Below are 21721 nucleotides of genomic sequence, written 5' to 3'. Positions count from 1 at the left end.
TCCCCGCGCCCCTGAAAAGATTGCGCAGTTCCCCGCGCCCCCAAAAGAATGGGCCGTTCCCCGCGCCCCCAAAAAATGGGCCGTTCCCCGCGCCCCTGAAACGACGGGCACCCCGGAGGACCGTACTCCGGGGTGCCCGTCTGTCTTGGGTCAGAACTCCGCGATCGGGTTCTTCAGGGTGCCGACCAACTGGAGGGCGCCGGACGGGTCCGACAGGTCCACCATCTGTTCGTTGTTGCGCAGTTGGAGGCGGTTGAGGCAGGACAGCGCGAACTCGGGGGCGAACATGTCGTACTGCTTGAACTTGTCGGTGAGTGAGGGCATCGACTCCTGGTAGGCGCGGGTGACCTCCGCGACCGTGCGCCAGAAGTCGTCCTCCTCCAGGATGCCCTCGGAGGCGAGGTTCGCCGCGAGGAAGCGGAAGAAGCAGTCGAAGACGTCCGTGAAGACCGACAGGAGTTTCTTGTCCTCCGGGACCTCCACGCGCAGCCGCTCCACCGTCGGCGGCAGCACCGCGTCCGGGTCCATGACGGCGATCTCCTCGGCGATGTCCTTGTAGATCGCGCGCTGCACCACCCCGTCCTTCAGCACCAGGATGACGTTCTCGCCGTGCGGCATGAAGACCAGGTCGTAGGCGTAGAAGCTGTGGAGGAGGGGGGTGAAGTACGCGCGGAGGTAGTGGCGCAGCCACTCCTTCGGGGTGAGGCCCGACTGCTCGATCAGCGCGCCCGCGACGGACGCCCCCTGGTGGTCGACATGGACCAGGGACGCCATGGTGGCCAGGGACTCGCCGTCCTCCAGGGACGGCACCGGGCTCTCCCGCCACAGCGCGGCGAGCATCTTGCGGTACGGCGAGTAGCGGTCCGTCGCCTGCTCGTACTCCAGGTGCCGGTAGCCGACCGCCGCCCGCTCCCGGATGATCGACAGGCCCGTGGACTTCAGCACCGGGTCGTTCTCGATCAGCTGAGCCAGCCAGTCGTTGATGGCCGGCGTGGCCTCCATGTACGCGGCCGATAGCCCGCGCATGAAGCCCATGTTGATGACGGACAGGGCCGTCTTCACGTAGTGCTTCTCGGGGCTGGACCGGTTGAAGAACGTCCGGATGGACTGCTGGGCCAGGTACTCGTCGTCGCCCTCGCCCAGGCACACCAGGTACCCCCGTGCGACCTCGGCGGCGAAGGTGACGGTGAGCTTGTTCCACCACTGCCAGGGGTGGACGGGGATGAGGAGGTAGTCGGCCGGGTCCAGGTCCTGGTCGCGCAGGACGCCGTGGAAGCGCTCGACGGTCTCCTCGCCCAGCTCCTCGCGCAGGAACGACTCGTACTCGATACCGACACCGGCCGTGAACGCGGCACGCGAGCGGTGTGCCGCGAGCCAGACGAGCCGGACCGGGCTCGCCGTCTCCGGGGCGTACGACAGGTACTCGTGGATGCCGAAGCCGAGCCGGCCGTTGTTGGCCACGAAGCAGGGGTGGCCCTCGGTCATCGAGGTCTCGATGGTCTGGAAGTCGCCGCGCGCGAGCTCGGCGGCCGTGGTCCGCGGCTTGGTGAGCTTGTAGCAGGTTCCCGAGAGGGTGGAGGAGATCTCCTCCAGGTAGACGGGCAGGATGTCGTCGCTCAGGCCCAGGGACTTCTGCATCTCGATGAAGAAGTCCAATGCGGCCAGCGGCAGTTCGGCGCCGTCCCGGTGACGGGTGATCGAGTCGGCGTCGACCTGCCAGTGGTCGAGGGCGCGGATCGTGGCCGTGAAGGTGTACCGGGTCAGGCCGTCGTCGCTGCGGACGACGTAGGCGCCGTCGCCGGTGGCCTCCGGCGTGATGAGCCGCTCGTGCGCGAACTCGGCGAGCGCCTTGCGGATCAGGATGCGGTTGGCCCGCGCCCAGCGGTGGGGGGACAGATGCGCTACGGCGTCGGACAGGGTCATACGGCTACTCCTCGGGCGGCCAGGCTGTGCCTTTTAAGGAAGCGATCGCGCGTGCAGAAACTCAGCAGCGCGCGCTTCTCCGGCTTGTCGATCTCACGGACGGGCACAAAGCCGACGGCCTCGTTCAGCGCGTGCACGGCCTTGTTGCCCACGTCGGGCTCGACGACGACCCGCCGGGTGCGCGGATCGGCGAACAGCTCGTCCATCACGGCGGTGATGACGGCCCGGGTGAAGCCGTGGACCGGCCGGTCGGTCGGCGCGACCAGGAAGTGCATGCCGACGTCGCCTGGCTCCGGGTCGTAGAGCCCGGTCAGCTCCACGTACCGGGGGTCGTACTTCTCCATCAGGAACGCCGGCCGGCCCTCGTGCAGGCCGATGTAGGCGTGGTGGTGCTCGTGTGCCGCGATGCGCATGTACTCGCGCTCGACGTCCTGGAGTTTCGCGTCCTGCATCATCCAGTAGGCCGCCTTGGGGTGGGTGACCCAGGAGTGCAGCAGCTCGGCGTCCTTGAGGGGGTCGAGCGGGCGGATGGTGAACGTACCGATGCCGGTGGTGCTCATACGGCGAACTCCTGGAACGCGATCGTCTTCTCGACCGGGTAGTACTCGGTGCCGAGCAGCTCGCGGATGATGTACGCGTTCCGGTACGGGCCCATGCCCAGGTCGGGGCTGGTGATGCTGTGGGTGTGGACGCCGCCGTTCTGGAGGAAGATCCCCCGGCCGGTGACGTCGATGGCGTAGTTGCGGGCGACGTCGAAGTTGCCCCGGGAGTCGTAGACCAGGCGGTCCCGCACGGGCCTCAGGAACTCCGGCTCGGCGTACCGGTAGCCGGTGGCCAGGACCAGGCCCTGGGAGGTCAGCTCGAAGTCCTTCTCCTGCTCCTCGTGGCGGAAACCGAGCGTGTACGTGCCGTTCTCGTACGTCGCGCTGGTCAGGGAGGAGTTGGTGAGCAGGCGCGTGGGCACGGGACCGCCGAGGTTCTTCTGGTAGAGCAGGTCGAAGATCTCGTTGATCAGGTCGCCGTCGATGCCCTTGAACAGGCCCTTCTGCTCGGCCGTGAGGCGGTAGCGGGTAGCCTCGGGCAGCTCGCGGAAGTAGTCGACGTACTCCGGCGAGGTCATCTCCAGCGTGAGCTTGGTGTACTCCAGCGGGAAGAAGCGCGGGGAACGGGTGACCCAGTTCAGCCGGTAGCCGTGGACGTCGATCTCGCTGAGCAGGTCGTAGTAGATCTCGGCGGCCGACTGGCCCGAGCCGACGAGCGTGATCGAGTCCTTCTTCTGCAGCTCCGCCTTGTGGCTCAGGTAGCGGGAGTTGTGGATGAAGTCGCCGTCCAGGTTCTCGCAGGCCTCGGGGATGTAGGGCGGGGTGCCGGTGCCGAGCACGAGGTGACGGGCCCGGTAGGTGTCACCGGCGGTGGTCTTCACGAGGTAGACGTCGTCCTCGTACGTCACCTCCGCCACCGTCGTGTTGAAGCGGATGCTGCTCAGTCTGTTCGCGGCCCAGCGGCAGTAGTCGTCGTACTCGACGCGCAGCGGGTAGAAGTTCTCGCGGATGTAGAACGAGTACAGCCGGCCCTTCTCCTTCAGGTAGTTCAGGAAGGAGTACGGGGACGTGGGGTCGGCGAGGGTGACCAGGTCCGACATGAACGGGGTCTGGAGGTGGGCGCCGTCGAGGAACATCCCCGCGTGCCACTCGAAGTCGGGCTTCGACTCCAGGAAGACGCCGTCGAGTTCGTCGATCGGTTCGGTGAGGCAGGCCAGGCCGAGGTTGAAGGGGCCGAGCCCGATGCCCACGAAGTCATGAGTCGCAGGAAGGGGGGACGGGGTTTCAGGACGCGCGGTCAAGGGACTCTCCCAGGTACTGCTCGGCATGGCCGGCGATCAGATCGAGGACGGCGGCGATGTCGGACGCCTGCGTCTCGGGGTTGAGCAGGGTGAACTTCAGGTAGTGGCGGGCGCCGACCTTGGTGCCCGCGACGATGGCGTCGCCGGAGGCGAACAGGGCCTTGCGGGCGTAGAGGTTGGCGCGGTCGATCTCGGCGGGGTCGGTGACGGACGCCGGGATGTAGCGGAAGACCAGGGTGGACAGGCTCGGCCGGACGACGACGTCGAAGCGGGGGTCGGCGGCAAGCAGCTGCCAGCCCTCCTGCGCCAGCTCGCACACCTCGTCGAAGAGCTGCCCGATGCCGTCGGCGCCCATGGTCCTGAGGGTCATCCACAGCTTGAGGGCGTCGAAGCGGCGGGTGGTCTGGAGGGACTTGTCCACCTGGTTGGGGATACGTTCCTCCACCATGCGGCGCGGGTTCAGGTACTCGGCGTGGTACGTGGCGTGCCGGAGCGTGGCCGCGTCGCGGACCAGCACGGCGGACGAACTCACCGGCTGGAAGAAGGACTTGTGGTAGTCCACGGTGACGGAGTCGGCGCGCTCGATGCCGTTCAGCCGGTCCCGGTGCTTCAGGGAGGCGAGCAGGCCGCAGCCGTAGGCGGCGTCGACGTGCATCCAGGTGCCGAACTGCTCGCACAGCTCGGCGATCTCGGGCAACGGGTCGATGGAGCCGAAGTCGGTGGTGCCGGCGGTGGCGACGACGGCCATGGGGACGAGGCCGTCCTCCTTGCAACGCTCCAGCTCGCGGGCGAGGGCGACGGTCTGCAAGCGCTTGTCGTGGTCGACGGGTATGGAGACCACGGAGTCCTGGCCGAGCCCGAGGAGCTTCGCGGACTTCTTCACGCTGAAGTGGCTGACCTCGGAAGCGAAGATCCGCAGTTCGGCCAGCGTGTCTGTCTTCGCCTCCTCGCGGGCCAGCAGCAGCGCCTGGAGGTTGGACTGGGTGCCCCCGGAGGTGAACACGCCGTCGGCGGCGGGGCCGAGGCCGATGCGCTCGGTCGTCCAGTCGATCAGTTTGCGCTCGATGAGGGTGCCGCCGGCCGACTGGTCCCAGGTGTCCAGGGAGGAGTTCACGGCGGACAGGACGGCCTCGCCGAGCACGGCCGGGATGACGACCGGGCAGTTGAGGTGGGCCAGGTAGCGGGGGTGGTGGAAGTAGATCGCGTCCCGGAGGTAGACGTCCTCCAGCTCGTCGAGCACCGCGGCGGTGTCGTGCAGCGGCTGGTCGAGGTCGATCGCGTCGATGGCGGGGGCGAGGGCGTCGACGGTGACGCCGGTGAACGGCCGTTCGGTGGTGGCGAGTTTGCCGGCCACCCGCTCGACTCCGGCGGTCACGGAGCGGCGGTACTGCTCCGCGGTGGTGTCGTTGAGCAGGTGCGAGCGCATGTGGGGGTCCTCCGGTGGGGACAGTCCGGTGCGGGACAGGGGCGGGCTGAACCGCGAGTTCAACTTAGGTAAGCCTAACCTAAGTTGTTCTCCGCGGAACCGTGCCCTCCCGTGACTGTGGTCACTCGTGTCACTACGGTCGGGTTGGAGCCGGGGCTAGCCCTCCGCCCGCAACTGCTCCTCGCTCACGCCGCGGCGCCAGTAGCCGACGAACGTGACCCGGCGGCGGTCGATGCCGCGCTCTCGCACGAAGTGCCGGCGCAGCTCCTTCACGCACCCGGACTCGCCGGCGATCCAGACGTAGGGCCGCTCGGCGGGGGGCAGTTGGGCGTCGCGGAGCGCGTCGAGGACCATCGGGGAGCCCTCGTCGCCCATCTCTTCTCTGACGAGCCAGGTGATCTCGGCGTCCGCCTCGGTCGCCAGGTCCTGGATGTCCCCGGCGTGCGGCACCTCCAGCCAGACCCGGGCGCGGGTGCCGGCCGGCAGCGCCTCGACGATGGCCGAGGCGGCCGGTACGGCGGTCTCGTCGCCCCAGACGACCACGAGGTCGGTGTCCTCGGGTGGCCGGAAGCGGATGGCCCGGTTGTCGGCGACGGCCGGGCCGAGCAGCAGGACCCGGTCTCCGGCGGCGGCCTCGGCGGCCCAGCGGGAGGCGGGGCCGGCCTGGACCGAGGCGCCCGGCTCGATGCCGTGCAGGGCGAAGTCGATGTCGATCTCGTCCGGATCGCGGCGCAGCGCCCGCAGGGTGTACGACCGCATCACGGCCCGTACGTCGTCCGGCAGTTCGCGCCAGCCCTGCCACCACCCGTCCCCGAGCTCCAGCGGAACGACCGGCTCGGGCTGCCCGGGGTGGGGCAGGAACAGCGACAGCGACTGGTCACGCCCGTCGGAGTGGAAGGCGTGCAGATCGGGCCCGCCGAAGGTGACACGGACCAGGGACGGACCGAGCCGCCTCGTCGTTACGACCTGGAGCGAGAAGAAACGGAACGGGGCGGCTACGGCGGTGGTCATCTAGGGCTCCTGAGTTGGCGTCAGGCAGTGTCGGGGCGTACCTCAGGGGCGCGGGGAACTGCGCGACAAGCCATATGCGGCTCGCAGCCGCATGTGTTGAGCAGCCCCCACGGTGCTGAGCGCTCAGCTGACCTTCTTGGCGGTCTCGATGGCCTTTGCAAGGTTCTCCACCAACGGCACGCACTTGTCGTACGACAGGATCGGCTCGGCCGACCGCGAGATGACCTGCCCGGCCTTGACCGCCGGCAGCTTCTTCCACGTCGCCTCGGTGATGTTCGCCGGCTGAATCGCCGAGGACCGGTCGTCCATCATGATGATGTCGGCCGCGTACTTGTCGACGTTCTCCCAGCTGAGGCTCTCGAACCAGCCGCCGCCCTCGGCCTTGGCCTTCTCCGGCGGCTCGACGAAGTTCACGCCGAGGGCCTTGAAGTACTCCAGGTCGACGGAGAGGTTGGTGCCGGAGACGTAGAAGAGCTCCTGGCTCGCGGAACCGGCCATCACCTTGATGTCGGGGTGTGCCTTGGCGGCCTTGCGCAGCCGCTCGGAGGCCTCCTCGAACCGCTTCTTGGCGTCGGTGACCTTCGCGGCCTTCATGTCGCCGCCGAGGGACTCGGCCAGCTCCCACATGCGCTGGAGCGGGGCGGTGAGCTGACGGTCGTAGACGGATATGCCGACGCTCGGGGCGAGCTTGGCGATCTTGTCCTTGGAGGCCTCGGGGACGTACCAGAGGGTGCCGGCCGAGTCGAACATGGTGCTGATCAGCACCTCGGGGGCGAGGGCGGCGTACTTCTCGACGTTGAACTGGTCCCAGGTGTTGCCGAGGATGGTCACCTTGCTGATGTCCATGTCGCCGGCCTGGACGTCGGGCTTGCCGTCCTGCGTCTTGGTGGGGCCGAAGACGCCCTTGACGGAGACGCCGTAGTCGTACAGGGCGGCGGCGACGCCGGTGAAGGCGACGATGTTCGCGGGGACCTTGTCGAGCTGCACGTTCTTGCCGCGGTCGTCCTTGAAGGCCCACGGGCCGGACTTGGCGGACGCCTTGGAGTCCGAGCCGCCGTCCGTCGAGTCCTCGCTGCCACACGCGGTCACGAGGGCACCGAGTCCGAGAGCGCCACCGGCGGCGAGAATGCCGCGGCGGGAGAAGCGGGCGGTTGTGGCGTTCGACATCTCTGGGTCTGCTTTCGTGCGTTCGGAGCCACTGCGGGCACGGCTGACAGCCAGTTGGCTGGATTTAGGCTTAGGTTAGCCTAACCTCAGAATGTGTCCAGGGGGGCCCTGGTATCTGTGCCCGGGGAGCGGGCGGGGATGTCCGCAGGGGCAGTGATCCGAATCACGAGACCGCACGCCGAGCTTCTCGGCGGCGAGTCCGCCTACGACTTGAGGCGGCGTGTCGCCGCCCGGACCAGGTCGGTGCGGGCCACCCGGAGTGCGAAGCCCGCGCCTCGGTTCGTCACGGGCTTCGCGTACCAGGGGAGGCCGCGGCGCCGCCACTTGGCGGGGGCGACGTTCGCCGGAATCGGCGGCAGGCCCGACGACCAGGGGCCGAGCCGCAGTTGCCCTGTCCACAGTCCGGCCGGCAGCTCGGTGACCGGTACTCGTACGACGAAGTCGCCGCCGGATCGCGAGGCCATGCGGGCCGGGAAGACGGCGGTGCCGCCCCGGCCGTCCTCCAGGTGGACGGCGAGAACGCCGTCCGGGAAGGCGGCGAGCGTGCACCGCCCGGCGAACTCCAGCTCCGTGGGCGCGCCCGGGGTCCATCGCACGCTGCGCAGGCTCAGCTGCGGCAGTACTTGGTGCTTGCGTTCGCCGATGTCGAGCGTGAAGTTGCCGTGGGGTTTGGTGGTGTAGAGCGTGACGGCACGGGGATCGCCGCCGCTGTCCACGATGTGCGTCGTCGCGGCTCCGCAGACCCCGGCGTCCCGCTTGTTGCCGATGCGGACGTCGCGGGAGACGCCCTGAGCGCCGATCGCCAGGTAGATGTCCCAGAGCCCGTCGGGAAGGGGGGCGCCGTCGCCGGCGGTGGTGATGTCGACGGAGGCCTCGAATCCGGCCCTCTCGTACGCATACCGGCCTTCGTCCTCCTCTTTGCCGAGCCCCGGTGTCGCGGTATGGGTGACGGGGAGCCGGTGCTCCGTGCCGCTGTCCCGCTCGCGCAGCACGAGTTCGGTGGTCACTCCCTCGGTTTCGACCCGGTGCAGGTAGCCGTGCCCGGTCAGGTGCAGCACGGTGCCGCGCAGCTCGGCGCGGGTGACGCGGTGGCGCACCCCGAGCTGGCCGGTGACGTCGTAGCAGGCGTCGGGAATGCCGCGGGACGGGTCGCGGAGGTAGGGGTAGCGGGCGTAGGCGCGGCCGCCGTCGGCGAGGACGGGCGTCGCTGCACCGCTCTTGGCCAGCTCGCCCTCGAACCGGACCAGTTCGAGCAGTTCGTCCAGCATGGTGTGCCGTACGAGGTGCAGGCGCAGGCGGGCCATTGCCGACAGCCGGTCGTTCATTCCCTCGTGCCACAGCGGGGCGATGACCTCGGCGAGCCGGGCCAGGGCCTTCTCCTGCTCGGGGCGGGGCTCGTGCACCAGATGGCCGAGGAGCTGCTGCACCTCCACGGTCAGGTGGCGGTGGGCCAGGTGGTCACGGCCGGGGCCGGGCGGCACATGCTCCAGGAGCAGGTCGACAACCCGGGGCAGGAAGCGCAGGCGGGGTTCGCAGCCGCCGGTCCGCAGGGTGATGTTGCCGCTGTCCTCGCGCTCGACCCAGAACAGGCAGTCGTAGTCGGCGAGTACGGAGATTCCGTCCGCGTGGAGATAGGCCGGGCCGACGAACAGCTGGTCCTCACCGATCTTCAGATCCGTCGGGAACCGCAGCTCCAGTCGCTCCAGCAGGTCGCGGCGGAACAGTTTCATGGGGTTGAGGGTCCAGTACACGCGGGACGAGAAGACGTCGGTGCGCGGCTGGTTGCGCCGGAACATCGAGGTGGGCGCTCCCCGTCCGCCGACCCCCACCATCTTGCCGAGCACGACGTCGGTGCCGTTCTCCTCGGCCATGGCCACCATGCGTTCCAGGGCCTCGGGACCCAGGTAGTCGTCGGCGTCGAGGAAGAAGACGAACTTCCCCCGGGCCTGGTCGAGTCCTTTGTTCCGGGGGTCTGACGGCCCGCCGGAATTCTTCTGGTGAAAGACCCGTAACAGCGTTGGGTATTCCTCGGCCAGCCGGTCGAGTTCCTCACCCGTGCCGTCGGTCGAACCGTCGTCGACCGCGATGACTTCCACCGCGTCCCGGCCGATGCTCTGCTCGGCGACGGAGGTGATGCAACGCGTGAGATAAGGCATTGCGTTGTACGCAGCAATAATCACCGAAACGGCAGGGCCGGCCATCGTGATGCTCCCCCGGAGAAACGAGGCACACCCCGTTCTCCGGCGTGGTCAGCGCCGTTGGTCTATTCGTGCACGGGGAAACGTGCCATTTGTCTTGTGAAGATATCATGGAGCAGCTGTGCCCATGAAGTGCGTTTCCCTCCAGGAAGGTCGGCGGCCCGCGCCGTGGTCGGCGCAGGCCGCCGGCCCGGGGCCTCAGCTCACCAGGCCCAACTCCCTTGCGATCAGCATGCGCTGGACCTCGCTCGTGCCCTCGCCGATTTCGAGGATCTTGGAGTCACGCCACATGCGGGCGACCGGGTACTCGTTCATGAAGCCGTAGCCGCCGTGGATCTGGGTGGCTTCGCGGGCGTTGTCCACGGCGATGGTGGAGGAGTAGAGCTTGGCCAGGGCCGCTTCCTTCTTGAAGGCGTCTCCGGCCACCAGGCGGGCTGCCGCGTCACGCCAGGCGAGGCGGGCCGTGTGCGCCTTCATCTCCATGTCGGCGATCTTGAACTGGATGGCCTGGTTGGCGGCGATCGGCTTGCCGAAGGCGTGACGTTCCTTGGCGTACTTGACGGATTCGTCGACGCAGCCCTGTGCCAGGCCCGTCGCCAGGGCCGCGATGGCGATGCGGCCCTCGTCGAGGATGCGCAGGAACTGGGCGTAGCCGCGGCCCTCCTCGCCCAGCAGGTTCGCTGCCGGGACCCGGACGTCGGAGAAGGACAACTCGCGGGTGTCCGAGGCGTTCCAGCCGACCTTCGAGTACGGGGCCGCGATCGTGAAGCCCGGCGTGCCGGAGGGGACGATGATCGAGGAGATGAGCGGCTTGCCGTCCGGTGTGCGGCCGGTGACCGCCGTGACCGTCACCAGGCCCGTGATGTCCGTGCCCGAGTTGGTGATGAAGCACTTCGTGCCGTTGATCACCCACTCGTTCGTCGACTCGTCCAGGCGGGCCGTCGTGCGGGTCGCGCCCGCGTCGCTGCCGCCGTCCGGTTCCGTCAGGCCGAACGCGCCCAGGAGTTCGCCGGAGCACAGGCGGGGGAGCCACTCCCGCTTCTGCGCCTCAGTGCCGTAGCGGTAGACGGGCATCGCGCCCAGGGAGACTCCGGCCTCCAGCGTGATGGCCACCGAGGAGTCGACCCTCGCCAGCTCCTCCAGGGCCACGCCCAGGGCCAGGTAGTCGCCGCCCATCCCGCCGTACTCCTCGGGGAACGGCAGCCCGAACAGGCCCATGCGGCCCATCTCCCGGACGATCTCGTACGGGAACTCGTGCCGCTCGTAGAGGTCGCCGATCTTCGGCGCCACGACCTCGTGTGCGAACTCCTCCACCGTGCGGCGGAGTTCCTCCAACTCGGGGGAGAGGCGGTAGTCCATGGTGATCACTGCTCCTCGGTGTCCTCGTGGGACAGGGCTCGGACGGTGCGGGACGGGCTGGGTCGGCCCAGGTGGGCGGCCATCCACGCGCTCGTGGCGACGAGGCGGCCGAGGTCGATTCCGGTGTCGATGCCGAGGCCCCGCAGCATCCACACGAGGTCTTCGGTGGCCAGGTTGCCGGTCGCCGACTTCGCGTACGGGCAGCCGCCCAGGCCGCCCGCGGAGGCGTCGACCGTCGTGACGCCCTGCTGGAGGGCCGCGAGGGTGTTGGCGAGGGCCTGGCCGTACGTGTCGTGGAAGTGGACGCCGAGGGCGGACGGGGGGACGCCCGCCTCGTCCAGGGCGGCGAGGAGCGCGACCACATGGCCCGGTGTCGCCACGCCGATCGTGTCGCCCAGGCTCAACTCGTCGCAGCCCATGTCCAGGAGGGACGTGCAGACGCGGACCACCTGGGGGACCGGGACCTCGCCCTCCCAGGGGTCGCCGAAGCACATGGAGAGGTAGCCGCGCACGTGGACGTCCGCGGCCTTCGCCCGGCTCACCACCGGCTCGAACATCGCCAGTGCCTCGTCCACCGTGCGGTTGAGGTTGGCCTTGGCGAAGGACTCCGTGGCGCTGGCGAAGACCGCCACCCGCCGGGCGCCCAGGGCCAGGGCGCGGTCCAGGCCGCGTTCGTTCGGGACCAGCACCGGCAGTGCCACCGGGAGGTCGCTGACCAGGGGGTAGAGCTGTTCCGCATCGGCCAGTTGGGGCACCCACCTGGGGTGGACGAAGCTCGTCGCCTCGATCGTCGTCAGGCCCGCTTCGGCGAGACGGCGGACGAACTCCGCCTTGATCTCGGTGGGGACCGTCGCCTTCTCGTTCTGCAGGCCGTCGCGCGCGCCCACCTCGTGGATGCGGACGCGGGCGGGGAGGTCCTGGGCCGGGACCACCATCGGCAGACCGTCGACTGTCATTCCTCCGCCTCCTCGTGGGGTGCGATGACCGCCAGCACCTGGTCCATGGCGACCGTCGAGCCCGGGGCAACGTCCAGTTCGGTGACCTTGCCGGCGTGCGGGGCGGAGATGACGTGCTCCATCTTCATCGCCTCCACCACCAGCAGGCTCTGGCCCGCGCTCACCTCGTCGCCGACGGCGACCTTCACCACCGTCACCGTGCCCGGCATGGGCGCGGTCAGTGAGTCGGCGCCCGCGTGGGCCGCGCGGCTCAGGGACGCGGCCACCGGGTCGTGGTCGCGGACGTGCCAGGCGTCGCCGTCGCGGCCGAGCCAGTCGGCGGCGCGGTGGAAGGTGTGGCGGACGCCGTCCAGCGTCACCGAGACCCGGTCGCCCGTGACCGTGCCGGTGCCGCGCGGGGTGTACTCCAGTGGGTCCTGGACCCTGAGGTGGAAGGCGGGCGGTTTCCGCTCCCCGCCCAGTCGCCAGCCGCTGGGGACCGAGAAGGGGTCCGTCCAGCCGCCGGGCTCGGGCGTCAGCGCGTCCAGACGTACGGCCGCCGCCGCCTCGTACACCTCTTCTGGTACCTCCGTCGGGACCAGCCCCTCGACCTCCCGCTCGACCAGGCCGGTGTCGATGTCGCCGGCGACCACCGCCGGGTGGGCGAGCAGCCGGCGCAGGAAACCGGCGTTGGTCTGCACCCCCAGCGTGACCGTCTCCGCCAGGGCCGAACGGAGCTTGCGCAGCGCCGTCGCGCGGTCGGGGCCGTACGCGATGACCTTCGAGAGCATCGGGTCGTAGAGGCTGCCGACCTCAGTGCCCTCCGTGAGGCCCGAGTCGGTGCGGATGCCGTCGCCCTGGGGTTCACGGAGCCTCAGGACCGTGCCGCCTGAGGGGAGGAAGCCGCGCGCGGGGTCCTCGGCGCAGATGCGGGCCTCCACCGCGTGACCCGTCAGGCGTACGTCCTCCTGCGCGAAGGCCAGGGGCTCGCCGGCCGCCACCCGCAGCTGCCACTCGACCAGGTCCAGGCCGGTGACGAGCTCCGTGACCGGGTGTTCCACCTGCAGGCGGGTGTTCATCTCCATGAAGTAGTACGACGACGGGTCGCTGCCCGGGACGATGAACTCGACTGTGCCGGCCCCCCGGTAGCCGCAGGAGCGGGCCGCCTGGACCGCAGCCTCGCCCATCGCGGAGCGCGTCCGCTCGTCGAGGAGCACGCTCGGCGCCTCCTCGATGATCTTCTGGTGGCGGCGCTGGAGGGAGCACTCGCGCTCGCCCAGATGGACGACATGGCCGTGACCGTCGGCCAGGACCTGGATCTCGATGTGGCGGGGGCGGTCGATCCAGCGCTCCACCAGGAGCGTGTCGTCGCCGAAGGAGGCGCGGGCCTCGCGGCGGGCCGCGGCGATCTCCTCCTCCAGCCGGGTCAGGTCCCGCACCAGGCGCATGCCCTTGCCGCCGCCGCCCGCGCTCGGCTTCAGCAGCACGGGCGCGCCCAGCTCGCGGGCCGCCTCGGCCAGATCCGGGTCGCGTCCGCCGGGGACGACCGGCACCCCGGCCGCCCGGACCGTCTCCTTGGCGCGGATCTTGTCGCCCATGAGGGAGATCGCGTCCGCCGGAGGGCCGATGAAGACCAGGCCGGCCTCGGCGCAGGCGCGCGCGAAGGCGGCGTTCTCGGCGAGGAAGCCGTAGCCGGGGTGGACGGCCTGGGCGCCCGTGCGCGCCGCCGCCTGAAGCAGGCGCTCCGCCGACAGATAGCTCATCGACGCCGGGGCCGGTCCGATCCGCACCGCCGTGTCCGCCTCGCGGACGTGGCGGGCGTCGGCGTCCGCGTCGGAGAAGACGGCCACCGAGCGCACGCCCATCGACCGCAGCGTACGGATGACCCGTACGGCGATCTCGCCCCGGTTGGCCACCAGCACTGTCTCGAACATCGTCGTCCGTCCCCTCACATCCGGAAGACGCCGAACTGGGGGTCACCCAGGGGCGCGTTGGCGCAGGCGGTCAGGGCCAGACCCAGGACCTGCCGGGTGTCCAGCGGGTCGATCACACCGTCGTCCCAGAGGCGGGCCGTCGCGTAGTAGGCGTTCCCCTGGCGCTCGTACTGGGCGCGGATCGGGGCCTTGAAGGCGTCCTCGTCCTCGGCCGGCCAGGACTCGCCGCGCGCCTGAAGCTGGTCCCGCTTGACGGTCGCGAGGACCGAGGCGGCCTGCTCGCCGCCCATGACGGAGATCTTGGCGTTCGGCCACATCCACAGGAAGCGGGGGGAGTACGCCCGGCCGCACATCGAGTAGTTGCCCGCGCCGTACGAGCCGCCGACCACGACCGTCAGCTTCGGTACGCGTGTGCAGGCCACGGCCGTGACCATCTTGGCGCCGTGCTTGGCGATGCCGCCCGCCTCGTAGTCCCGGCCGACCATGAACCCCGAGATGTTCTGCAGGAACACCAGCGGGATGCCGCGCTGGTCGCACAGCTCGATGAAGTGGGCGCCCTTCTGGGCGGACTCGGAGAACAGGATGCCGTTGTTGGCGACGATGCCCACCGGGTGGCCGTGGATCCGGGCGAAGCCCGTGACCAAGGTCTGGCCGAACTCGGACTTGAACTCGGCGAAACGGGAGCCGTCCACCACGCGCGCGATGATCTCCCGTACGTCGTACGGGGTGCGGGAGTCGACCGGGACGGCGCCGTAGAGGCCGTGGGGGTCGACCTTGGGTTCCGTGGGCTCCGTGACCTCCCAGGGGAGCGGTCCTCGAGTGGGGAGGGTGGAGACGATCGTGCGGACGATGCGGAGTGCGTGCGCGTCGTTCTCCGCGAGGTGGTCCGTGACGCCCGAGACGCGGGAGTGGACCTCGCCGCCGCCCAGCTCCTCCGCCGTGACGACCTCGCCGGTGGCCGCCTTCACCAGGGGCGGTCCGCCCAGGAAGATCGTGCCCTGGTCGCGGACGATCACCGCCTCGTCGCTCATCGCCGGGACGTACGCCCCGCCGGCCGTGCACGAGCCGAGGACGGCGGCGATCTGGGGGATGCCGGCGCCGGACATCCGGGCCTGGTTGTAGAAGATCCGGCCGAAGTGGTCGCGGTCCGGGAAGACCTCGTCCTGCATGGGGAGGAAGGCGCCGCCGGAGTCCACGAGGTAGACGCAGGGGAGGCGGTTGTCGAGGGCGACCTCCTGGGCGCGGAGGTGCTTCTTGACCGTCATCGGGTAATACGTGCCGCCCTTGACCGTGGCGTCGTTGGCGACGATCACGGTTTCGCGGCCGCTGACCCGGCCGATGCCGGCGATGACGCCGGCGGCCGGGGCCTGGCCCTCGTACATCCCGTCGGCCGCGAGCGGGGCCAGCTCCAGGAAGGGCGAGCCCGGGTCGAGGAGGGTGTCGACGCGGTCGCGGGGGAGCAGCTTGCCGCGCGCGGTGTGGCGGGCGCGGGCCTTCTCACCGCCGCCCTGTGCGGCTGCGGCCAGCTTGGCGCGCAGCTCCTCCACGAGGGTGCGGTGCGCCTCCTCGTTGGCCCGAAAGGCCTCCGACGCGGGGTCTGCCGCGCTCGTGAGCTCCGGTGCCTCGTGCATCCTGCGGTCCCCTCACCTTGTTAATGAGCGTTAACGCATTTCCTTCAGGTTAACGAGCGCTAACCTCCCTGTCTAGAATTGATTTCATGGCCACGAGAACCGACGCCCCCACCCGACGCGAGCAGATCCTCAAGGAGGCCGCGCGGCTGTTCGCCGAGCGGGGCTTCCACGGGGTCGGAGTCGACGAGATAGGTGCCGCTGTCGGGATCAGCGGGCCCGGGCTGTACCGGCACTTCGCGGGCAAGGACGCGATGCTCGCGGAGCTGCTGGTGGGGATCAGCGGGCAGTTGCTGACCGGGGCGAAGCGGCGGGTGGCGGAGGCGGACGGGGGTGCGGGGGCGGAGGCGGTCCTCGACTCGCTGATCGAGGGGCATATCGACTTCGCGCTCGATGACCGGCCTCTGATCACCCTGCACGATCGGGAGCTGGATCGCCTCCGGGACAGCGACCGGAAGATGGTGCGGCAGCTTCAGCGGCAGTATGTGGAGCTGTGGGTGGGGGTGGTGCGGGAGGTGTACCCCGGGTTGGAGGAGCCTGCGGCGCGATCGGCTGTGCACTCGGTGTTCGGGCTGCTGAACTCGACGCCGCATCTGGGGAGGGCGGGGTCTTTGCCCGGGCGGGGGGCTACGGCGGAGTTGCTGCATCGGATGGCTCGGGGGGCGTTTGCGGCGGTGGGGGTTTAGCGGGGGGTTTGCCCACCCGCCCACCCTTAGCTGTCGGCCAGGAGGCCGGCGCCGCGCGGGGCTCCGCCCCGCACCCCGGGGGTTGCCCACCCGCCCACCCGAAGCGCTTGGACATGAGGCTGCCCTCGTCTCGGGGCTCCGCCCCGGACTCCGGCGGGGGCTTCGCCCCCTGCGCCCCCGGCCTTCGCCCACCCACCCGTCCGACGCGGTTGGACAAGAAGCTGAGCTTGTGTCGGGGCTGCGCCCCGGACCCTGGCGGGGGCTCCGCCCCCTGCGCCCCCTCGGGGTTGCCCACACACGCGCGCGCGAAGCCGTTAGAAGCCGTCCTCGCCTCGGGGCTCCGCCCCTGCGCCCCGGCGGGGAGTTAGTCCCCTGCTCTCCCGACGGAGGCCCTGCACCCCCCAACGGCGGCCCGACGGAGGCCCTGCACCCCCGACGAGGCCCCGCACCTCCGGTGGAGGCCCCCCCGGCGGATCCCGGAGCCGCTGCCCGGCCGCTTGAAGAGCGGATGAGCGAGCGGCCGGGCAGCCGTCACGCGTGCGCTTCGTGTCGGTCGTGGGAAGGGTCCGCCTTGGACGGCCGGGTGGGTTTAGGGCGTTGTCCTCACCCGGAGGGCGTAGAAGCGGGTCGTCTGGGTCTTGTTCTCGTTGTCGTCGCTGGCGAGGAGGACCTTCAGGGTGGACTTCGTCCGGCCCGTGATCGTCATGGCCTCGATGTTGTCGAGGAGGGGGTTCGGCTGGGGCTGTTTGGCCGTTGCGCCGAGGGAGGGGCAGGTCGCGAGGTCGGTGAGGAGGGTCTTGTTGACCAGGCGGGTCTCGGGGCCGGCCGGTAGCGTCTCGACGGCGCTCGTGTCCGTCGCCTTGCGGGGGTCGGCCAGGTAGAGGCGGACCGTGTTGCCCACGCCGGAGGTGAAGCCTCGTTCCAGGACCAGGAGGCGGCCGTCGGGGGTCGCCTGGACCTCGGGGACGCCCAGGCCGGGGTCCGTGCGGTAGGCGTACTGGGCGCCGAGCGTGAAGTGGCCGTGCGGCGTCCTGCGCCAGGTCTGGAAGCGGACGATCGTCGAGTCGTCGCCGGAGAGCGCGTACTCCATGGAGGCCAGTAGGGTGCGGCCGCCGGGCAGCAGGGTCAGGCCCTCGAACGTGCCGTTGGGCCGGGCGCGGCCCGCGGGGCTCACGCGCAGGGCGTCCGGGACCGGGAGGCGGTCGAGGAGCGTGCCGGTGCGGGAGTAGCGGCGTACGGAGGGCTCGGTCTCGGAGGTGACCAGGCGCGTGCCGTCGCGGTCGACGGCCAGGCCCTCGGAGTCGAGCGCGGTGCCGTTCTCGTCGGTGAGCGGGACCACGGACCGGGGCTTCAGCGTCCTCGCGTCCAGGCGGAAGAGGGACGAGCGGTCGGAGAGGGCGGCCAGTGAGCCGTCCCGGTCCACGGCCAGCGCGGAGAAGTTGCCGACGTAGGTGTTCTCGTACGTCGTCTTGTCGAGCGCGTCGGAGAAGCCGTCGATGGAGACGGCCGGCGAGCAGGCGTGCCGGGTGTGCGCCTGTGCGGGGCCGACGGCGGTCAGGCACGTGGCCGCCGCCAGGCCCGCGGTGAGGAGGGCGAGGTGGGTTCTCAGGGGCATGGGCGTCACCGTAGGGCGGGCCGGTGACGTCGGGTAGGCCGCACGGTGAAGGGTCGGCTTGCGAACAGGTGTCCGCGGACGGACGGTCAGCTCGCGGCCAGGTCCTTGTGGATGACCTTGACCACGGCCTGGATGGTCGCGATGCCGTAGTTCATCGTGCTGTTGCCGTGGGTGAGCACAGTGATCATGTAGTCGTGGCCGCCGCCCTTGAACGCGCCGACGCTGTGCACCCGCCAGCCGTTCGTGGAGCGTTGCAGCCAGCCGTTCTTCACGGCCACGGTGACGCCCGAGGGCACTCCGTACGGCGTGCCCCAGCGCTGGGACGAGACGACCTGGCCCATCAGCTTGAGGATGTAGGCACGGGAGTTGTCGCTCAGGACCGTGTTCCTGGCGGTCAGGAGCTTCAGCAGCTTCTGCTCGTCGGTGACGGTGATCTGTGTCAGGCCCCAGTAGCCGTTCGCGCCGGGCTTGGTCTGGGTCATGCCGGCGGCGGCGAGGAAGCCCCTGATCTTCGTCATGCCGAGCTGCTTCCACAGGGTGGAGGTCGCGGCGTTGTCCGACTTGGTGATCATGGCCTTGGCGAGGGTGTTCTCGCGGTCGGTGAGATACCGGTTCGTCTTCTTCGCGTCCCACAGCAGCGTGGCGAGGACGGTGACCTTGACGACGCTGGCCGAGTCGTAGGCGGTGCCCGCGCGCAGGGTGCAGGTCGTGTTGGTGCTGCGGTCGTAGAGGCCGACGGCGACGGTGCCCTTGCGGGTGGCGAGCGCGGCGCTGATGTCCTGCTTCAGCTTGGCGGCGAGGCCGGCCTTGGCGGACGTACAGGTCACGGCCGGAGTGGCGGCGGAGGCGGGCGTGGCGGCGGCGACGAGCGGCACGAGCACGCCCGTACCCACGGCCGCCGCCAGCACTCTCGCGCGGCGGGATATCCCAGAAGTCATGCACCCCATGACTCATCAGGTCGGGGTAAAGGTTGTGCGACTTGGCGAAGGTTTGTGCGAGTCGTTACCGGGCGCTGTGTGGTTTCACAGGAAAGCACCAGCTTCGGCACAGCGGCCACAAACCAGGGCTGTCCGCGATGCTGAGGTGACATCTGCCACCGAATCCCAGCTCCGCACCGCCGCGCCGCCCTCACCCCCGCCGGGGGAAAGGTCAGCCCCGCGCTGGTCGCTCCCCGTGCTGCTCGCGATCCTCGCCCTGGCGGCGGTGCTCTACTCCTGGAACCTGTCCGGCTCCAGCCTGAACAGCTTCTACAGCGCCGCCGTGCTGAGCGGCACGCAGAGCTGGAAGGCCTGGTTCTTCGGCTCGTTGGACGCCGGGAACTTCCTCACCGTCGACGGGCAGCGGCTTCGGCGGGCCCGGGGGCGGGGGTGGTGGCGGCCGGGGCTTCCCGGGCGGCGGCTTCCCGGGTGGCGAGGCGCCCCCCGGTGGGCAGAACGGGCAGAGTGGGCAGGCCCCCGGCGGGACCAGTGGCTCCGGGGCCAGTGCTCGGCCCGGCGGCCTGGGCGGAGGTGCCGACAGTGAGCTCGTCGCGCTTGCAGCACACCTACGACCAGATCAAGCAGCTCCGAGCAAAAGCCACGCGACGAGCCCTTGACTGGCAGCATCAGACCACCACCTACCTCGCCCGCACCTACGGCGTCGTGGTGGTCGAAGCACTCACCATCACGAACATGGTCAAGTCCGCTCGGGGCACCGTCGAAGAGCCGGGCAGGAACGTCAAGGCCAAGGCCGGTCTCAACCGCTCCATCAGCCAGGAGGCATGGGGCCGCACGACCGCGATGTTGACGTACAAGCTTGCCCAGCGCGGCGGCACCCTGGTCAAGGTCCCGGCTCCCGGAACCTCCCAGCGCTGCTCAGCCTGCGGCCTCACCACACCGGGCAGCCGGGAAGACCAGGCCACGTTCGTATGCAAGAACCCGCACTGCGGATGGTCGGGCAACGCCGACTTCAACGCAGCCCGGAACATCTTGCACCTGTACCGGATCGGCCTCGTGGCGATCCCGGCTGCCGGAAGGTGCAGTCGTCAGGCGCGCAAACGCGTCAAGCCCGCCACCGCAAGGTAGGCAGGAATCTCCCGGCTCCAGCCGGGAGAGCACTTCAACGTCTCGACCCGTCCGACGTCAGCTGATCCCCGTCCCACCGGCGAACGGCCCTCTGACACCACGGTCAGGGGGCCGTTCCACTGACCCCTGCCGAAACTCTTGACGCCGCCTTTCCCACCGGGATACTTGCGGTCGACAGCGCGTCAACTGCCGCTTCAGTGACGAGGGTTCGTCGTATCCGAGCTGATTCGACAGTGGGTCCGCATGTCCGAGATCCCGAACGCCGTACGAAGTTTCGCAAGCTTTGTCACGGCCACCCCCACAGGAGGATCCTCAATGAGCCCACGCAAAGCAGTCATAGCCGCCCTCACGGCCGCACTGCTGACCGGCCCGACCGTCGCCCAGGCCGCCACCCCCCAGACCGCCTCCCACACCGCACCCGCCCCGGCCCGCGAACGCGCCGCCGCGGCCACCATCACCTGGTCCCTCGTGCGGGCGAGCAACCCCACCGAGGACCAGCGCACCGCCTACGACGCCATCACCCGGGCCATGAACGCGGCGGTGGCCCGCTACAACAACCTCAGTGACCTGGGCAAGACCATCACCGTCCGCTACGAGCCGGGCGTCCCCACCGCCGACGGCAACATCAACGGGACGATCCGCTTCGGCAGCAACCGCAGCTACATGACCGAGCGGACGGCTCTGCACGAGATCGCCCACACCATCGGCGTGGGCACCAGCTCGGGCTGGTCCCGACTCGGCGGCAGCGGCACCTGGACCGGCGGGCAGGCGACCGCGCTGGTCAAGCAGTACGACGGCTCCGGAGCGAAGATCTCCACCGGCGGCGGCCACTTCTGGCCCTACGGCCTGAACTTCGAGAACGAGATGTCGAACACGGCGGCCGACCGCCACGTCCACCTCGTCGCCGCGATGGTCCGCGACGGCCTCTAGGCAGTGTTCGAGCCGTGCTCGAGAAGTAACTGGCGTGTGGGGTGGGCCGGCCGGAAAGTCGCGGGCGGCCCACCGCATCGTGTCTGTTGAGGCGGGCGCCGGGTACTCGGTTCATTCACGTGCGTGGGGCCGAGGGAGAGGAGGTCGGGGCAGTGGCGGTGAAGGCGATGGGATGGGCGCACTCGTTCCCCGTGTCCGAGGGAGTACGCGCCGGGCGGGAGTGGACACGCAGGCGTCTCGAGTCCCTGCCCTGGACCGCTGCGGAGCCGGACACGGTGGACGCCATCGTGCTGGCCGTGTCCGAGCTGATCACCAATGCGCACATCCACGCGCACAGCGACGCGCATCTGGTCCTCACATGGGACGGCGACTGCCTTCATGTGAGCGTCCACGACGAGGACCCGACGCTGCCGCGCCAGCGCGAACCAGAGCCGGGGGATGTCTCCGGCCGCGGAGTGGCGATCGTGCAGAAGCTCGCCGATGAGTGGGGGATGCGGTGCCAGCGGAACGGCAAGACGGTGACGGCATGCTTCCGCCCCGCCGGTACCGATACCGGCAACGACCGGCATGACGGCAGCAGTAACTGAGTTCTGCTCACCGGTGCGCCGTGCGGGTCCTGACGGTCGGGGTCACCGCCGTGGTGACGGTGACCCCTGTGGGCGTACGCGGTGACCGCGGCGCGGCGTTCATGACCATTCTCCCCGCTCGGCCCGCGTCGTCGGTCAGAAGGGCATGCGGCCGCGGGAGCGGCGACCTGCCGAACCGCTGCGGCTCACCGCGCGCGAACTGCTGTGGAAGGGCTTGCTGAAGAGCCGGCCCAGAATGCCGGGCGCTTTGCCACCGGCCCGGGCCCCGGCACCGAGCGTACGTTGCGCGCCGCGTTCGGGGTGGCGGGAGAGACGGGGGACGAGGAAGGCCAGGACGGCCAGGACCACACACCCGACGATGACGGTGGCGACTACCATGATCAGCTCCCCTTCGCTGGTGAACGGGTACACGGGTG

The 21721-nt window shown here is 69.9% G+C and carries 17 protein-coding genes and 2 pseudogenes; 5 read left to right on the top strand and 14 right to left on the bottom strand.

Going from position 1 to position 21721, the window contains the following annotated elements:
- Window positions 1-150: 150 nt before the first annotated feature.
- From PV963_RS16795 to PV963_RS16745, 11 genes are all read right to left on the bottom strand, one after another.
- Entirely contained in the window at window positions 151-1923 is a 1773-nt protein-coding gene (locus PV963_RS16795; RefSeq protein WP_274816548.1) for an IucA/IucC family protein, read from the bottom strand.
- Window positions 1920-2483, bottom strand: a complete 564-nt coding sequence (locus PV963_RS16790) for a GNAT family N-acetyltransferase (RefSeq protein ID WP_274816547.1) — start codon at window positions 2481-2483, stop codon at window positions 1920-1922. The genes PV963_RS16795 and PV963_RS16790 overlap by 4 nt, the downstream gene beginning before the upstream one ends.
- Entirely contained in the window at window positions 2480-3766 is a 1287-nt protein-coding gene (locus PV963_RS16785) for a lysine N(6)-hydroxylase/L-ornithine N(5)-oxygenase family protein (RefSeq protein WP_274816546.1), read from the bottom strand. Before PV963_RS16785 ends, PV963_RS16790 begins: the two co-directional genes overlap by 4 nt.
- Window positions 3750-5192, bottom strand: coding sequence for a lysine decarboxylase DesA (gene desA, locus PV963_RS16780; RefSeq protein WP_274816545.1), 1443 nt, complete (start codon window positions 5190-5192; stop codon window positions 3750-3752). Before desA ends, PV963_RS16785 begins: the two co-directional genes overlap by 17 nt.
- A 156-nt stretch (window positions 5193-5348) precedes the next feature.
- A complete protein-coding gene (locus PV963_RS16775) occupies window positions 5349-6203 on the bottom strand; it encodes a siderophore-interacting protein (protein WP_274816544.1) in 855 nt (284 codons plus the stop codon).
- Between the two features lie 123 nt (window positions 6204-6326).
- Complete coding sequence (locus PV963_RS16770) at window positions 6327-7370, bottom strand: ABC transporter substrate-binding protein (protein ID WP_274816543.1); 1044 nt, start codon at window positions 7368-7370, stop codon at window positions 6327-6329.
- Between the two features lie 203 nt (window positions 7371-7573).
- Window positions 7574-9571 (bottom strand): glycosyltransferase family 2 protein, encoded by a 1998-nt coding sequence (locus tag PV963_RS16765; RefSeq protein ID WP_274816542.1) that lies wholly within the window; start codon window positions 9569-9571, stop codon window positions 7574-7576.
- A gap of 195 nt (window positions 9572-9766) precedes the next feature.
- Complete coding sequence (locus tag PV963_RS16760; protein WP_274816541.1) at window positions 9767-10927, bottom strand: acyl-CoA dehydrogenase family protein; 1161 nt, start codon at window positions 10925-10927, stop codon at window positions 9767-9769.
- A 5-nt stretch (window positions 10928-10932) separates the two neighbouring features.
- Window positions 10933-11883: a hydroxymethylglutaryl-CoA lyase gene (locus tag PV963_RS16755; protein WP_274816540.1), complete on the bottom strand. Its 951-nt coding sequence runs from the start codon at window positions 11881-11883 to the stop codon at window positions 10933-10935.
- On the bottom strand, window positions 11880-13796 hold the full coding sequence (locus PV963_RS16750; RefSeq protein WP_274816539.1) for a biotin carboxylase N-terminal domain-containing protein: 1917 nt from the start codon (window positions 13794-13796) through the stop codon (window positions 11880-11882). The genes PV963_RS16755 and PV963_RS16750 overlap by 4 nt, the downstream gene beginning before the upstream one ends.
- Before the next feature lie 14 nt (window positions 13797-13810).
- On the bottom strand, window positions 13811-15427 hold the full coding sequence (locus PV963_RS16745) for a carboxyl transferase domain-containing protein (RefSeq protein ID WP_274816538.1): 1617 nt from the start codon (window positions 15425-15427) through the stop codon (window positions 13811-13813).
- Between the two features lie 86 nt (window positions 15428-15513).
- Here PV963_RS16745 and PV963_RS16740 point away from each other — a divergent pair, with 86 nt between their 5' ends.
- Complete coding sequence (locus PV963_RS16740; RefSeq protein ID WP_274816537.1) at window positions 15514-16110, top strand: SACE_7040 family transcriptional regulator; 597 nt, start codon at window positions 15514-15516, stop codon at window positions 16108-16110.
- A gap of 589 nt (window positions 16111-16699) precedes the next feature.
- Here the strand turns inward: PV963_RS16740 and PV963_RS16735 are convergent.
- Together PV963_RS16735 and PV963_RS16730 are read right to left on the bottom strand one after the other, a co-directional pair.
- The gene (locus PV963_RS16735; protein ID WP_274816536.1) at window positions 16700-17725 is read right to left on the bottom strand and encodes an esterase-like activity of phytase family protein; all 1026 of its coding nucleotides are present in this window, start codon (window positions 17723-17725) and stop codon (window positions 16700-16702) included.
- Between the two features lie 86 nt (window positions 17726-17811).
- Entirely contained in the window at window positions 17812-18663 is an 852-nt protein-coding gene (locus PV963_RS16730) for a serine hydrolase (protein ID WP_274816535.1), read from the bottom strand.
- Between the two features lie 145 nt (window positions 18664-18808).
- On the opposite strand from PV963_RS16730, the pseudogene PV963_RS16725 reads away from it, so the two are divergent.
- The 4 genes and pseudogenes from PV963_RS16725 to PV963_RS16710 all read left to right on the top strand — a co-directional run.
- Window positions 18809-19114: pseudogene (locus tag PV963_RS16725) on the top strand (hypothetical protein); the annotation flags it as partial.
- A 131-nt stretch (window positions 19115-19245) separates the two neighbouring features.
- Window positions 19246-19788: pseudogene (locus PV963_RS16720) on the top strand (RNA-guided endonuclease InsQ/TnpB family protein); the annotation flags it as partial.
- 315 nt (window positions 19789-20103) lie between these two features.
- Window positions 20104-20718 (top strand): hypothetical protein, encoded by a 615-nt coding sequence (locus PV963_RS16715; RefSeq protein WP_274816534.1) that lies wholly within the window; start codon window positions 20104-20106, stop codon window positions 20716-20718.
- Window positions 20719-20870: 152 nt separating this feature from the next.
- Window positions 20871-21305, top strand: a complete 435-nt coding sequence (locus PV963_RS16710; RefSeq protein WP_274816533.1) for an ATP-binding protein — start codon at window positions 20871-20873, stop codon at window positions 21303-21305.
- Window positions 21306-21440: 135 nt separating this feature from the next.
- Here the strand turns inward: PV963_RS16710 and PV963_RS16705 are convergent, their stop codons facing one another.
- The gene (locus PV963_RS16705; RefSeq protein WP_274816532.1) at window positions 21441-21683 is read right to left on the bottom strand and encodes a DUF6411 family protein; all 243 of its coding nucleotides are present in this window, start codon (window positions 21681-21683) and stop codon (window positions 21441-21443) included.
- Window positions 21684-21721 lie beyond the last annotated feature (38 nt).

Origin of the sequence: Streptomyces coeruleorubidus (assembly GCF_028885415.1) — a bacterium.
Classification (GTDB): Bacteria; Actinomycetota; Actinomycetes; order Streptomycetales; family Streptomycetaceae; genus Streptomyces; species Streptomyces coeruleorubidus_A.
This window is presented reverse-complemented; position numbering and strand designations above follow the sequence as displayed.